The organism is Flavobacterium sangjuense (genome assembly GCF_004797125.1).
GTDB classification, from domain to species: Bacteria; Bacteroidota; Bacteroidia; order Flavobacteriales; family Flavobacteriaceae; genus Flavobacterium; species Flavobacterium sangjuense.
In genome coordinates this window covers 627,800-642,217 of the sequence record NZ_CP038810.1, presented here as the reverse complement: position 1 = coordinate 642,217, position 14,418 = coordinate 627,800, and the positions used below count along the sequence as shown (strand labels likewise).

General features: G+C 36.4%; 15 protein-coding genes and 1 riboswitch. Of the genes, 10 read left to right on the top strand and 5 right to left on the bottom strand.

What is annotated here, in order from left to right; translation table 11 throughout:
- Window positions 1-38 precede the first annotated feature (38 nt).
- The 3 genes from GS03_RS02795 to GS03_RS02785 form a co-directional block, all read right to left on the bottom strand.
- Entirely contained in the window at window positions 39-1,901 is a 1,863-nt protein-coding gene (locus GS03_RS02795) for a M1 family metallopeptidase (RefSeq protein WP_136151052.1), read from the bottom strand.
- Window positions 1,902-1,946: 45 nt separating this feature from the next.
- Complete coding sequence (locus tag GS03_RS02790) at window positions 1,947-3,521, bottom strand: S8 family peptidase (RefSeq protein ID WP_136151051.1); 1,575 nt, start codon at window positions 3,519-3,521, stop codon at window positions 1,947-1,949.
- A gap of 74 nt (window positions 3,522-3,595) precedes the next feature.
- Window positions 3,596-4,456 carry an MBL fold metallo-hydrolase gene (locus GS03_RS02785; protein ID WP_136151050.1) on the bottom strand — a complete coding sequence of 287 codons (861 nt, stop codon included), beginning with the start codon at window positions 4,454-4,456 and terminating at the stop codon, window positions 3,596-3,598.
- Window positions 4,457-4,597: 141 nt separating this feature from the next.
- Here GS03_RS02785 and GS03_RS02780 point away from each other — a divergent pair, with 141 nt between their 5' ends.
- From GS03_RS02780 to sufD, 4 genes are read left to right on the top strand one after another with little or no spacing between them, the layout of a single operon-like run.
- On the top strand, window positions 4,598-4,927 hold the full coding sequence (locus tag GS03_RS02780) for a HesB/IscA family protein (protein ID WP_136151049.1): 330 nt from the start codon (window positions 4,598-4,600) through the stop codon (window positions 4,925-4,927).
- 15 nt (window positions 4,928-4,942) lie between these two features.
- The gene (gene sufB, locus GS03_RS02775) at window positions 4,943-6,391 is read left to right on the top strand and encodes a Fe-S cluster assembly protein SufB (protein WP_136151048.1); all 1,449 of its coding nucleotides are present in this window, start codon (window positions 4,943-4,945) and stop codon (window positions 6,389-6,391) included.
- Window positions 6,392-6,421: 30 nt separating this feature from the next.
- On the top strand, window positions 6,422-7,171 hold the full coding sequence (gene sufC / locus GS03_RS02770; RefSeq protein ID WP_136151047.1) for a Fe-S cluster assembly ATPase SufC: 750 nt from the start codon (window positions 6,422-6,424) through the stop codon (window positions 7,169-7,171).
- Entirely contained in the window at window positions 7,171-8,487 is a 1,317-nt protein-coding gene (gene sufD, locus GS03_RS02765) for a Fe-S cluster assembly protein SufD (RefSeq protein WP_136151046.1), read from the top strand. Before sufC ends, sufD begins: the two co-directional genes overlap by 1 nt.
- 33 nt (window positions 8,488-8,520) lie before the next feature.
- Here the strand turns inward: sufD and GS03_RS02760 are convergent, their stop codons facing one another.
- Together GS03_RS02760 and GS03_RS02755 are read right to left on the bottom strand one after the other, a co-directional pair.
- Complete coding sequence (locus GS03_RS02760; protein WP_136151045.1) at window positions 8,521-8,901, bottom strand: hypothetical protein; 381 nt, start codon at window positions 8,899-8,901, stop codon at window positions 8,521-8,523.
- Between the two features lie 5 nt (window positions 8,902-8,906).
- Window positions 8,907-10,247: a serine hydrolase domain-containing protein gene (locus tag GS03_RS02755; RefSeq protein ID WP_136151044.1), complete on the bottom strand. Its 1,341-nt coding sequence runs from the start codon at window positions 10,245-10,247 to the stop codon at window positions 8,907-8,909.
- A 474-nt stretch (window positions 10,248-10,721) separates the two neighbouring features.
- Window positions 10,722-10,804: riboswitch (cyclic di-GMP riboswitch) on the top strand.
- Here GS03_RS02755 and GS03_RS02750 point away from each other — a divergent pair.
- The 6 genes from GS03_RS02750 to GS03_RS02725 all read left to right on the top strand — a co-directional run bounded on the left by GS03_RS02750 (window position 10,779) and on the right by GS03_RS02725 (window position 14,389).
- Window positions 10,779-11,570, top strand: a complete 792-nt coding sequence (locus GS03_RS02750; RefSeq protein WP_168710257.1) for an aminotransferase class V-fold PLP-dependent enzyme — start codon at window positions 10,779-10,781, stop codon at window positions 11,568-11,570. (Overlaps the previous riboswitch by 26 nt.)
- A 168-nt stretch (window positions 11,571-11,738) precedes the next feature.
- Window positions 11,739-12,176, top strand: a complete 438-nt coding sequence (locus GS03_RS02745; protein ID WP_136151042.1) for a hypothetical protein — start codon at window positions 11,739-11,741, stop codon at window positions 12,174-12,176.
- Window positions 12,173-12,592 (top strand): SufE family protein, encoded by a 420-nt coding sequence (locus GS03_RS02740; RefSeq protein ID WP_136151041.1) that lies wholly within the window; start codon window positions 12,173-12,175, stop codon window positions 12,590-12,592. The genes GS03_RS02745 and GS03_RS02740 overlap by 4 nt, the downstream gene beginning before the upstream one ends.
- Window positions 12,593-12,597: 5 nt before the next feature.
- On the top strand, window positions 12,598-12,921 hold the full coding sequence (locus tag GS03_RS02735; protein ID WP_136151040.1) for an SUF system Fe-S cluster assembly protein: 324 nt from the start codon (window positions 12,598-12,600) through the stop codon (window positions 12,919-12,921).
- A gap of 1 nt (window position 12,922) precedes the next feature.
- On the top strand, window positions 12,923-13,432 hold the full coding sequence (locus GS03_RS02730) for a DUF2480 family protein (RefSeq protein ID WP_136151039.1): 510 nt from the start codon (window positions 12,923-12,925) through the stop codon (window positions 13,430-13,432).
- A gap of 63 nt (window positions 13,433-13,495) precedes the next feature.
- Window positions 13,496-14,389: a DUF3078 domain-containing protein gene (locus GS03_RS02725; protein WP_136151038.1), complete on the top strand. Its 894-nt coding sequence runs from the start codon at window positions 13,496-13,498 to the stop codon at window positions 14,387-14,389.
- Window positions 14,390-14,418: the final 29 nt, after the last annotated feature.

Below are 14,418 nucleotides of genomic sequence, written 5' to 3'. Positions count from 1 at the left end.
TCCATAAAAAAAGCGAACCTTAAAAGTTCGCTTTCTGTTTATTTCACTTCATAAACATTATTATCCCGTTTCACATCGGCCATTAAACCGCTCGGATCAATCGTGATTTTTTTAATAGAAGATTTTGCTTTTGGAATTTCAAAGAAATAATTTGGATTCGCCCAAGTCCAATCTGACAAAACAGTTCGCTTAATTTCAGGAGTTGGGTTTTCTTTTTCAAAATTCATCATTCGCAACGGAATGTAAAAACTCTCTTTTGTACCATCGGTATATTCTACTAAAATATCCATCGGCATTGGTATTCTGCCAATTCTTACTAAAGAAACACCTGTTCTTTGTACACCGTCCGTTGCGCTTTCGATATTTTTAATTCCGTAATCAATCGTGTTCAGTGTTTGGGTCCAATCGGTTAGATACCAATCTAAATTCGCACCCGAAACACGTTCGGCAGTTCGCTTAATATCATTCGGCGTAGGATGTTTGAATTTGAATTCGTTATAAAAACGTTTCAAAGCTTTTCTGGTATTTTCTGTTCCGATGAGGTATTCTAATTGTGTCAGGAAAAGCGCGCCTTTGTAATAAGTGCCAACAGTATAAGCCTTGTTGATATCATACCTGTCACCATGCGTTGACATTGGTTGTTCTTTTCCGGACTCTACCAAAGCGTAATAAGTCGGATAGATTGATTTAAAAGGATTTTCAGCTTTTTTAACCGGAATTTCATTCAACGCCAAATATTCAATATAGGTTGAAAAGCCTTCGTCCATCCATGGATGTTTGGATTCATTGGAAGCTAAAACATGTTGAAACCAGGAATGCGCTAATTCGTGTGGCGCTGCATCCAACATGTCTTGTGCGGTTCCGGTTCCAAGCATCAAGGTGCACATGGCATATTCCATTCCGCCATCGCCGCCCTGAATAAAAGAGTATTGTTTGTATGGATAATCACCAACAGTTTTATTATAAAAATCCATTACTCGGACCATCAATGGCTCAAGTTCTTTCCAATTCTGAATGTATTTTGGATTGTTTTTATAAAGAAAATGCAAGTCAACGTTATTTGGTCCTTTGATCACATCGTGAAGATAATCTTTGTCAGCAGCCCAGGTAAAGTCGTGAACATTTGGCGCAGTAAAATGCCAGGTTAGTGTTTTGGCTTTCGGATCTTTTTTTACTTTTTTGCCTTGGTCTTCGTAACCAAAACCAATCTCGTTATTGTTTTTTAAATAACCCGTTCCACCAAGAATGTAATTTTTGTCAATGGTAATGCTAACATCAAAATCGCCCCAAACACCATGAAATTCTCTTGCAATATAAGGGTCAGCATGCCAACCTTCAAAATCAAATTCCGCCATTTTTGGATACCATTGCGACATCGAAAGTTCAACACCAACCGAATTATTTCTGCCTGAACGACGAATCTGAACCGGAACCTGACCATCAAAGTCTAAAGTCAAAGTTGTTGATTTCCCTGGAAGAATCGGTTTTGCCAAGGTCACTTCGAGAATAGTACTAACTTCTTTAGTCACGGCAGAAACGCCATCCTGCCTGAAGTTAGAAATTTTCAAATAACCAATTTCATTAGGCTGTAATTTAGCTATTCGGCTTTCCTTATTTTTAGTAACAAACCTTGCGTCCGGATTGGCAATAGTTTGAGCACGCATGTCCATTTCACTTCCAGGCTGAAAAGCATTATTGAATAAATGATAGTAAACACGGCTCAGCGTGTCAGCAGAATTATTAGTATAAACCAGTTTTTGTTTTCCTTTGTATTGGTAGTTTTTTACATCCATCGACACATCCATAGTGTAATCTGCTTTTTGCTGCCAATATCCTTTGGATTGCGCAAAAGAAGAAGAGATACTTAGTAAAATAAAACCAAATAAAAATTTATTGTTCATGCTGAAATAAAATAAAAAAAGGAAGGTTTTACACTTCCTTTAGATTTACAATTTAGGTTCTTTCTTAATTGTGTTCGACATTTCCTCGGCCATTTTCAAGGCGTTATAGGCATTGACAATTTTTCCGGAAGCACTTGCTTCTGAGAAAGGAATTTTTTCTTGTTTCTCGCCAACTTTCACATCAAAAGCCAAAGGTGTTCCCGATTGCATTAAAATCTGTTTTACCTGAGACGCTTTTAAATTTGGATAGTAAGAACGAATTAAAGCAGCAACTCCGGCCGCATTTGGTGAAGCCATTGATGTTCCTTGTAAGTATTTGTATTTGTTGCTTGGAACCGTTGCGTAAATTTTAACGCCAGGCGCAAAAACATCGACATTCATTTTTCCATAATTTGAAAATCTAGCTACCACTTTTTCGCCAATTTCATTTTTTAAAGCACCAATCGTAATTAGGTTGTCTGCGATTTCAGCACCGTTTACTTCGTCAGTTGGGAAGTTAGGTTCTGTATCAATGTTTTTGGAATCATTGCCTGCTGCGTGAACAATTAAAACGTCTTTACTCGCGGCATATTTGATAGCATCATAAACCCACTGAGCATGTGGAGAATAATCTTTTCCAAAACTTCCATTAATAACTTTGGCTCCATTATCCACAGCATATCGAATAGCCAAAGCAATATCTTTGTCATACTCATCACCATTTGGCACAGCACGAACAGCCATAATTTCTACATTATTCGCTACACCATCACCACCAAGACTATTGTTTCTAACCTGAGCAATTATTCCGGCAACGTGCGTTCCGTGCAAAGAATCTTTTCTGTCTTTAGAATAGACTACATTATTACCATACTTTCTATCATTAATATCTTCCGGGTTATCACCAACCAATTTTCTTGCATCAAAATCTTTGTTGAGATTATAATCTAATTGATCATAAACAGCTGTTTTGTATGATTTTAAATCATCATGAAAAGTAGCGCCTTTTTGTGTGGCATAAGACAACATTATTCTTTTGCTGTCATATAATTCAAATTTAACCGAAGACATATCTTTTAATTCAGAAAGCGTATAATTTTCATTTTTTAGAAATTCAGCAACAGTTTTATCGGCTTTTAATAAAACATCTACAGTTTCTTTTGCTTCATTTGCTTCTTGAAGTTTTTCGGTGTAATCAGCCAAGGCATTTTTGTAGATTTCAGAACCATCATCGCCTTTTTTCAGAATACGAACCATTTCCAGATTTTCATCATTTGAATCGCCTAGAAAATTCCATCCCTGAACATCATCCACATATCCGTTTTTATCATCGTCTTTTCCGTTATTCGGAATTTCTTTTTTATTGGTCCAAATAACAGATTTCAAATCTTCGTGTTTAGTATCAACTCCTGAATCGACAACTGCAACGATAACTTTTACGCCTTTTTTGTTTTTTAAAAGTTCGGCATAAGCTTTATCAACGCTCATTCCCGGAATAGTATCTTTTTCTAAATCAAGATGACTCCAGCGTTGTAATTGTTGTTCTGTTAAAGGAGTTTTTTTAGCAAAGGGTTGAGTAGATTCTTGTGCAAAGATTGTCAATGAAAACATTGAAATCAGTAAAAAATTTAAAACTTTCATATTCTATTTTATTTTTGATTTATGAATTGGTGTAAAAGTAAATTGTTTTGTTACAGTTAAAGGAAGGATTAACACTATGTTAAGATATGTTCACAACGGAAAACTTCTTTCAAACGGATACCTTTTTCGGTGTTTTCAACAGTGATAATTTCGTTATGTGCATCGTGTTCCAACCACAAATAATAATTATTTTCAACTGCGGAATGTAGGAATTTAGATTTTTCAGGTAAGGTTAAAAGGGGCCTTGTGTCGTAACCCATAACATAAGGCAAGGGCAAATGCCCTGCGGTCGGAATCAAATCGGCGCAAAAAACGATAGTTTTTCCTTGATATTGAATGTGAGGCAACATCATTTTTTCGGTATGGCCATCAACATAAAAAATTCCAAAATCCATTTCTTTTGAAATCCCATAATCACCTTCTGGTTTTTTGATAAAATTAAGTTGTCTGCTTTCCTGCATTGGTAAAATATTTTCTGACAGAAAAGAAGCCTTTTCACGAGCATTTGGTTTGGTTGCCCATTCCCAATGGTTTTCATTTGTCCAAAAGGTAGCATTTTTGAAAGCTACTTCGTAACCGGTTTTGTCTGAATTCCAATTCACACTTCCTCCACAATGATCAAAATGCAAATGCGTCATAAAAACATCGGTCACATCATCGCGATGAAAGCCATATTTTGCCAACGATTTGTCCAAAGAATGACTTCCCCAAAGTGAATAATAACCAAAAAATTTCTCCGATTGTTTGTTTCCCATTCCGGTATCAATCAAAATCAGTCGGTTTCCATCTTCAATCAGCATGCATCTTGCCGCAATATCAATCAAATTATTCTCGTCGGCCGGATTGGTTTTGTTCCAAATGGTTTTGGGCACAACGCCAAACATAGCGCCGCCATCGAGCTTAAAATTTCCGGCTTCTATTGGGTAAATTTTCATTTTTTAATGTTTTTACAAATTTATAGAATTAAAAATCATTTTTCTCTATTCGCTAATTGGTTATAAAAATGTTATAGAAGCTTGAAAAAAAGGATATTTATAGTAACTTTGCCCATTATTTAGACAAAATTAAAATAAGCCATGATTAAAGTTTCTGATGATGCTAGTAAAAAAATCGTTTCGATGATGCAGGAAGACGGTTTTGACGCTGCCAAAGATTACGTTCGAGTAGGCGTAAAAAGTGGCGGTTGCTCGGGCTTGTCGTATGAATTGAAATTCGATAAAGAGCTGGGTGAAAACGATAAAGTTTTTGAAGATAATCACGTAAAAATAGCCGTGGAGAAAAAATCGTTTCTGTATTTGGCAGGAACAATTTTAGAATTTTCGGGCGGATTAAACGGAAAAGGATTTGTATTTAACAATCCAAACGCATCAAGAACCTGCGGATGCGGAGAGAGTTTTTCTCTATAAAATTAAAAAATCAATATGTCAAAATATACTGAAGACGATTTAAAAATTGAACTCGAAAACAAGGAATACGAGTATGGGTTCTATACTGACATTGAGTCGGAGACGTTTCCTATTGGTTTAAACGAAGATATCGTTCGTGCCATTTCTTTGAAAAAAGAAGAACCTCAATGGATGACCGATTGGCGTATAGAAGCTTTTCGTGCCTGGCAGGAAATGATTGAGCCAAACTGGGCAAATGTGAATTATGAAAAACCAGACTTTCAGGCAATTTCCTATTATTCGGCACCAAAAAAAGTGGATCCAAATAAAACCTTGGATGATGTAGATCCGGAACTTTTAGAAATGTACAAAAAGCTCGGAATCTCATTAGACGAACAGAAAAAGATGAACAATATCGCAATGGATATCGTGCTCGATTCGGTTTCTGTGGCAACGACTTTCAAGAAAACGCTAAACGAAAAAGGGATTATTTTCTGCTCGATATCAGAAGCAATTAAAGAACATCCTGAATTAGTTAGAAAACATTTAGGAACCGTTGTTCCTCAAAAAGATAATTTCTATGCCGCTTTGAATTCGGCTGTTTTTTCGGACGGTTCATTCTGTTATATTCCAAAAGGTGTTCGTTGCCCAATGGAACTTTCAACCTATTTCCGAATCAATCAGGCCGGAACCGGACAATTTGAAAGAACGTTATTGATTGCCGATGAAGGCAGTTATGTTTCGTATCTGGAAGGTTGTACCGCGCCAAGTCGTGATGAAAATCAATTGCATGCTGCAGTTGTAGAACTAATCGCAATGGAAGATGCCGAAATTAAATATTCTACGGTTCAAAACTGGTATCCTGGAAACAAAGAAGGTAAGGGTGGTGTATTCAATTTTGTGACCAAAAGAGGTTTGTGCGAGAAAAAAGCAAAAATTTCATGGACGCAGGTTGAAACAGGTTCGGCCATTACCTGGAAATATCCTTCGGTTATTTTGAAAGGCGATAATTCAATTGGCGAATTCTATTCGATAGCAGTTACCAATAATTTCCAACAGGCCGATACCGGAACGAAGATGGTTCATTTGGGCAAAAACACCAAATCGACTATCATTTCAAAAGGAATTTCTGCAGGAAAATCACAAAACAGTTATAGAGGTTTGGTTCAGATAAGTGCCAGAGCAGACAATGCGCGTAACTTTTCGCAATGCGACTCGCTGTTGATGGGAAATAATTGTGGAGCTCACACTTTTCCGTATATCGAAAGCAAAAATTCATCCGCTATAATTGAACACGAAGCAACGACTTCAAAAATTGGAGAAGATCAGGTTTTCTATTGCAATCAGCGTGGAATTCCAACCGAAAAAGCCATAGCTTTAATCGTAAACGGTTTCAGTAAAGATGTATTGAATAAATTACCAATGGAGTTCGCTGTAGAAGCACAAAAATTACTTGAAATTTCACTTGAAGGTTCAGTAGGATAATCATAAATCAGAATAAAACACATTCACAAAATGTTGCAGATAAAAAATTTACACGCAAGTGTTGAAGACAAAGATATTTTAAAAGGAATCAACCTAACCGTTAATGCCGGAGAAGTTCACGCAATCATGGGACCAAATGGTGCCGGAAAAAGCACGCTCGCTTCCATCATTGCCGGAAATGAAAATTACGAAGTTTCAGAAGGAGAAATTCTTTTGGAAGGTGAAGATATTTCAGAATTGGCTCCGGAAGAGAGAGCACACAAAGGTGTTTTTCTTTCGTTTCAATATCCTGTAGAAATTCCGGGAGTTTCGGTTACGAACTTCATGAAAACAGCTATCAATGAAAGTCGTAAAGCCAACGGAATTGAAGAAATGCCGGCGAACGAAATGCTGAAATTAATCCGTGAGAAATCCGAATTATTGGAAATCGACCGTAAGTTCTTGTCGCGTTCGTTAAACGAAGGTTTTTCGGGTGGAGAAAAGAAACGTAACGAGATTTTCCAAATGGCAATGATGCAGCCAAAATTGGCAATTCTTGATGAAACGGATTCAGGTTTGGATATCGATGCGTTGAGAATTGTTGCCAATGGCGTAAACAAATTGAAAAGCCAGGACAATGCTGTGGTTGTAATTACGCATTACCAACGGTTGTTGGATTATATTATTCCGGATTTTGTTCACGTTTTGATGGATGGAAAAATAGTAAAATCGGGCGGAAAAGAACTAGCTTACGAATTAGAGGAAAAAGGATACGACTGGATTAAAGCGGAAATGGTATAATGGAATTGAAAGATAAATTAATCTCGTCTTTTATGGCGTTCGAAGAAAGCATCGATGTGCACAATGAGTTGCACGATGTTCGTACTTCGGCTATAAAAAACTTCGAAAATAAAGGTTTCCCAACTAAAAAAGAGGAAGCCTGGAAATATACATCGCTGAGTGCTATTTTAAAAAATGATTATTCAGTGTTTCCAAAGCATGAAAATGTAGTAGAATTTAAGGATGTAAAGAAATATTTTCTACACGAAATCGACACGCACAAAGTCATTTTTGTAGATGGTAAATTCAGTTCATTTTTATCGGCAACGACTCATGACGGATTGGATGTTTGCTTGATGTCATCAGCGTTGAACAAACCGAAATACAAAATGATCATTGATGAGTATTTCAACAAAATAGCCAGCAAAGATGAAAGTCTGACTACGCTAAATACGGCTTTCGCCAATGAAGGAGCGTATATCAATATCCCGAAAAGTAAGGTTGTAGAAAAACCAATTGAAATTATTTATTTCTCTACCGGAGTTGAAAGTGCTTTGATGGTTCAGCCAAGAAACTTAGTGATTGTTGGGGAAAACGCACATGTTCATATTATCGAAAGACATCAGTCATTAAACGAAAATCCAGTATTGACCAATTCGGTTACTGAGATTTTTGCGCAAAAAAGAGCGATTGTTGATTATTATAAAATCCAAAACGATTTGCAATCGGCAAACCTGATTGACAACACGTACATTTCTCAAAAACAAGAAAGCCGGGTTTCGGTTCACACCTTTTCTTTTGGTGGAAACATCACAAGAAACAATCTGAATTTCTACCATTTTGGAGAAAGAATCGATTCGACTTTAAAGGGAATTACCATTATTGGCGATAAGCAACACGTTGATCATTACACATTGGTGAATCACGCGACGCCAAACTGCGAAAGCCACCAGAATTACAAAACTATTTTGGCCGGTAGCTCAACCGGAGTTTTCAACGGAAAGATTTACGTAGAAAAAGAAGCGCAGAAAACAGATGCTTTTCAGCAAAACAACAATATTTTATTGGGCGACAAAGCCACAATCAACGCCAAACCACAATTGGAAATCTTTGCTGATGATGTAAAATGTTCCCACGGTTGCACGATTGGGCAATTAGATGAAAACGCGATGTTCTATATGCAGCAACGCGGAATTCCGAAGAAAGAAGCCAAAGCTTTATTGATGTATGCTTTCAGCAATGAAGTTATCGAAAGCATCAAAATCCCTGAACTAAAACAACGAATTACCAAAATCATCGCGACAAAACTCGGTGTGAATTTAGGATTTGATTTATAAAATAAAGGTTGTCGAATGACAGCCTTTTTTGTTTTATAGAGTTACTGCTTTTTCATGGTTTTCAATCAGGTCATCAAGATTATTGAAGACTGGAATTGTCATAAAAAGGATGAATTTTTCTTCGGCCGAATCTGTAAATTCAATTTTGCCAAATTTGATTCTGACAATGTCTGTGTAACTTATAACCTTTTGATCAAAATAAATATTTTCTTCGTCAAAGGTAATTTCCTTGAATTTATTCCGCTTTCGGAAAAAGAACCAATAATTCCAAAAAAGGTAAAGCAAACAGAATAAAATCAGCTTTTTTTCGCCCACATAAAGGCTGTAAATAAAAAGCCCGATTGAAAAGATAAAGAATATTATGTCAACGCAATAATATAAAGTACTCCAGCCGTTTGTTAGATTCTTTTTCATATTAATTACTTCTTGAAACTCCCAATTACATCTCTCAAAAATTTGTTAAAATCAAAATCCTCGCTTAAACCCATTCTGACAATCACCAAATTCTGTGATGGAAAAATCGCTACCATTTGACCTTGGTAACCACTGCAGTAAAACATATCCTTTGGCACATCCGGGAAATAGCCGCCAGCGTTTAGCCAAAACTGTGCGCCATATCTTCCGTTTGAACTGGCGGTTGGTGTGGCAACATATTTCGCCCAACTTTCATCAAAAAGCTGTTCGCCGTTCCAGTTTCCTTTATGTAAATACAACAAACCAAACTTCGCCCAATCTCTTGTTGTTGCCCAACCATAAGAGGAACCGACAAAATTGCCGGCCATATCGGTTTCTGTTAAAGCCGAGCTCATACCGATTTTATCAAACAAAGATGAATACCAAAAGTCTAAATATTCCTGATGCGTTTTGAATTGTTTTCGCAAGATTCCGGATAACAGATTTGTCGTTCCAGAAGAGTAATTCCAATGTGTATTTGGTTTGTATTTCGCTGGTTTTTCAGCTTGCGATTTAGTCATATCCTCGGCTTGAAAAAGCATTTTAGTCACATCCGAAATCTTGCTATAATCTTCTTCCCATTCCAATCCCGAATTCATATGTAATAAATCATTGAGGGTAATTTTGGAACGCTCATCATTCTTCCATTCGACAATTGGTGCAGGCTTCATAATATCTATTTTGCCCTGTTTTTGAAGAATTCCGAAGTAAGTAGCTGTCAAACTTTTAGTCATCGACCAGCCTAAAATTTTAGAGTTTTTGTTGAAACCAAAGGCATAACTTTCAGCAATGATTTTGTCTTTGTAAATTACAATTACAGAACGCGTTCGTTTCAATTTCTCTTCTTTCGCATCAAAAGCATTGTTGACAGCCGCTTTTAATTTTTTATAATCAACATTGTCAAAGACGGTGTCTTTTGCTTCCAGATTTCCAAAAGGATAAGGAAGATTGTTATTGATTTTAGTTCGTTTAGGAACGTCATATGGTTTTGTAACATCAAAATCATCATTGATTAAGGTCGCCCCTAAACCTTCGCGATAAATTGCTTTTCTTTTTTTCAAGCCATAAACAGCTGAAGTGACATAATATTGGCTGTCATCAATTTTATTAGTTGCCCAATCTATCTTATCAATATCATTGTCGCCTTGTTCAATAGTTAACAAACTTCTACCATCAATAAAATGTCCGGAAGCCACGCTTTTAGCTGAAAATCCCGAAATCAAATCGAGTTGAGGATAAATTTCAATACGTAAATAAACAAGAAGAATAAGCAATAAAACAGCAAAAACTTTGAGGAATTTTTTCATTATAAATTAGAATTATACGCAGATAAGTAAAAGTAAAAAAATATAGTGGTCAAAAGCGCTTAATTCTCTACTTTTGTATTTAGAATTTTTCTAAATAAAGAAATGTTAGATATAAATAAAATCAGAGCCGAATTCCCGATTCTTAATCAGAAGGTAAACGGAAAACCGCTTGTCTATTTTGATAATGGCGCGACTTCGCAAAAACCGCAAGTTGTAATTGATGCCATAGTAGATTATTATTCACGATATAACGCCAATATTCATCGTGGTGTTCATACCTTGAGCCAACTGGCAACGGATGCTTATGAGGAAGCCCGACTTAAAATTCAGCGACACTTTAATGCGAAGCATAATTATGAAATTATCTTTACTTCAGGAACCACCGAAGGTATCAATTTGGTTGCCAATGGTTTTGCGGCCTTGTTAAAAAAGGATGATGAAATCATTGTTTCTGCATTGGAACATCACAGCAATATTGTGCCTTGGCAGATGTTGTGTGAACATACAGGCGCAAAGTTATTGGTCATTCCGATGAATTATGATGGCGAATTGCTGATGGATGAATACGAAAAATTGCTTTCGGATAAAACCAAATTGGTGGTTTGTAATCACATTTCAAATGGTTTGGGAACAATCAATCCAATTGAATTTATAATCGAAAAAGCGCATAAGGCCGGAGCTGCTGTTTTAATTGATGGAGCACAAGCTTGTCCGCATTTAAAACCGGATGTTCAGGCATTGAATGTAGATTTTTATGTAACTTCGGCTCACAAAATGTGCGGTCCAACCGGCGTTGGAATGTTGTACGGAAAAGAAGAATGGCTGCGAAAATTACCACCATACAAAGGCGGTGGCGAAATGATTGCAACAGTGACTTTTGAAAAAACAACCTATGCCGATTTACCTCATAAGTTTGAAGCAGGAACACCAAATATTTGTGGCGGAATTGCCTTTGGAACTGCCATCGATTATATGAATGAAGTTGGGTTTGACAACATCGCTTCCTATGAAAGAGAATTGTTGGAATATGGAACAAAAAAGTTATTGGAATTAGAAGGCATTGAGATTTATGGAACAAAGGATTTGAATAAGAAAGCATCGGTAATTTCGTTTAATTTCAAAGGAATTCACCCGTATGATGTTGGCACGATTATCGATAAACTGGGCATTGCTGTACGAACCGGACATCATTGCGCACAGCCGATTATGGATTTTTATAAAATCCCAGGAACGATAAGAGCAAGTTTTGCTTTTTATAATACCAAGGAAGAAATAGATTTGATGATTGAAGCATTGAAAAAAGCACAAATGATGTTGGGTTAGAAGCTATTTCCGGCTTTCCACTGTATCTTTTTTGTTTTGTCACCCTGAGCGCAGTCGAAGGGCTTTTTCTAAAACAAAAAAGGATGCCGTTGCAAACACGAAGTGTTCATCGAACACCAATTAAAAATAAAAAACAGTGAGATAATCCGGGCTAAAAAAACAAAAATTATGAAGACATTTAGTTTAATTTTTCTAACTATTTTCCTTGCGAAAGGTTGCGGCAACGAAGCACAAAATGATATTGCCAATGCAACATTGCAATACACAGCCAATACACGTGGTTTTTTTCAAAAAATTGTTGTTACCAATCAAAAAGCGACTATTTCAAGAGATAGAGAAGGCGAAAAATCTCCCGAAGAAATCACCATTTCTGATAAAGACTGGAAAGAAATCATTGGCTATTTTGAAAAGATTGATTTAGAAAAAGTACCAACTTTAAAAGACCCAACTCAAAAGAGATTTTATGATGGTGCTGCGATTGCCAATCTGAAAATAAGATACCAGGATAAAAACTATGAAACAACTGAGTTTGATCACGGATTTCCGCCAGCGGAAATTGAAAAATTAGTTAACAAAATAGTTTCATTAGCTAAAGAAAAAGAATGACAATACAAGAAATACAAAACGAAATCGTTGACGAGTTTTCAATGTTTGACGATTGGATGCAACGCTACGAATATATCATCGATTTAGGGAAATCATTACCGCTGATTGATGAACAATACAAAACCGAAGATAATATTATCAAAGGCTGTCAGTCGAAGGTTTGGGTTCATGCAGAGCAAATTGGAGACAAAGTAGTTTTTACTGCCGATAGCGATGCGATTCTGACCAAAGGAATTATCGCGATTTTGATTCGGACTTTTTCCAATCAGAAAGCAGCTGATATTCTGGATGCCAATACTGATTTTATAGATGAAATTGGGCTAAAAGAACACTTATCACCAACACGTGCCAATGGTTTGGTTTCAATGATTAAAAAAATAAAAATGTATGCATTGGCATTCAATGCAAAAAATTAAAAGACATGGAAGAATTTAAAGACGATATCAATTTAGGAGAAAATGTGGTGAAAACGCTGAAAGGCATTTACGATCCTGAAATTCCTGTTGATATTTACGAATTAGGATTAATCTACGATGTGATGATTAATGAAGATAATGAAGTAAAAGTTTTGATGACACTGACTTCGCCAAATTGTCCTGTGGCAGAAACGTTGCCTCGAGAAGTAGAAGAAAAAATAAAAAAAATAGATACCGTTAAAGCCTGCGAAGTTGAAATTACTTTTGATCCGCCTTGGAGCAAAGATTTAATGAGCGAAGAAGCTAAGTTAGAACTGGGAATGCTGTAGTATGCAAGATGAAATTGTAAATAAAGTTGCCAACTCTGTACTCGAAGTGTTCGATTTGGAAGATTATTATCCAAACGGCATTCGAACGCAGATTGATATTTCGCAATGGCTTTTCGAAGGCTTTTTATTAAAAGAAAAAGACTTTCGCGAAGCGCTGAAAAATCACGATTGGAAGCAATATGAAAATCAGTATGTTGCTATTTATTGTTCAACGGATGCTATAATTCCGGCTTGGGCAAGCATTTTGGTTACAGTTTATCTTTCTCCATTTGCCAAAAAAGTGGTTATGGGAAATCTATCCGATTTAGAAACCGCACTTTACCAGGAAATTCTTCCAACCTTGGATTACTCAAAATACCAAGACAAACCGGTCATTTTAAAAGGATGTTCCAAAAAACCTGTTCCCGAAAGTGCTTATATCATGGCGATTCAAAAACTACAGTCATTTGCTAAAAGCATAATGTACGGCGAAGCCTGTTCGGCTGTTCCGTTGTTCAAGAAAGGGAAATAATTCCGTTTGCATTAGGTTAAATGGATTAGTATCTTTGCGCCATAAAATTTTAATCTAAACGGAATGAAGAAATTTATACTTACGATAGTTTTGGCATTAGCTTTTACCAGTGTTTTTGCGCAGGTGAATGAAAAAGAATTGCTAAAGAAAACAGAAGAAACAGTTGCTAAAATCCAAGAGGAAAAGCCTAAAGGTTGGGAGAAAAAAGGAATGTTTACATTCTTGCTTAACCAAGCAAATTTCAACAACTGGTTAGCCGGTGGACAAAGCAGTGTTTCGGGAAACGCAGGGGTGAAATATGATTTCAATTATAAAAGCGATACCTGGACATGGGATAACAAAGCATTCGCTAACTATGGTTTGACGAAACTTCAAGGACAGGATCTTCAAAAAACGGATGATCGTGTGGAATTCAATTCGCTACTTGGTAAAAAAGCTACCGGAGAATGGTATTATTCCGCTTTTTTCAACTTCAAAACGCAATTCGATTCGGGTTTTGATCCTGCAGACAATACAATGAAAATTTCCCATTTTTTCTCTCCGGCTTATTTCCAATTGGGGATTGGTATGTTGTGGAAGAAAAACGATAATTTGAAAATAAACATTGCACCGGCAACCTCTAAATTAATTTTGGTTCACAAACACTTCACCGATTTAGGGCCATCTTTTGGTGTGGCGCAAGGCGATAGTTCTCGTTGCGAATTTGGAGCTGCTCTTAACGGTTACTATAAATTCAACATGATAGAAAATGTAACCGCAGAGAACATCCTGAATTTATATACCAATTACTTGGAAGACGGTCAAAATGTTGACATTGATTATACATTAAACATCGTAATGAAAGTCAATAAATATTTGTCAACCAATATATCGTTTCAAACGATTTATGACGACAACGCTTTTCGCGGATTTCAAACAAGAGAAGTTATCGGGATTGGCGTGAATTACGGTTTCTAAACAAACAATAAAACAAAAAAGCCTCGAAT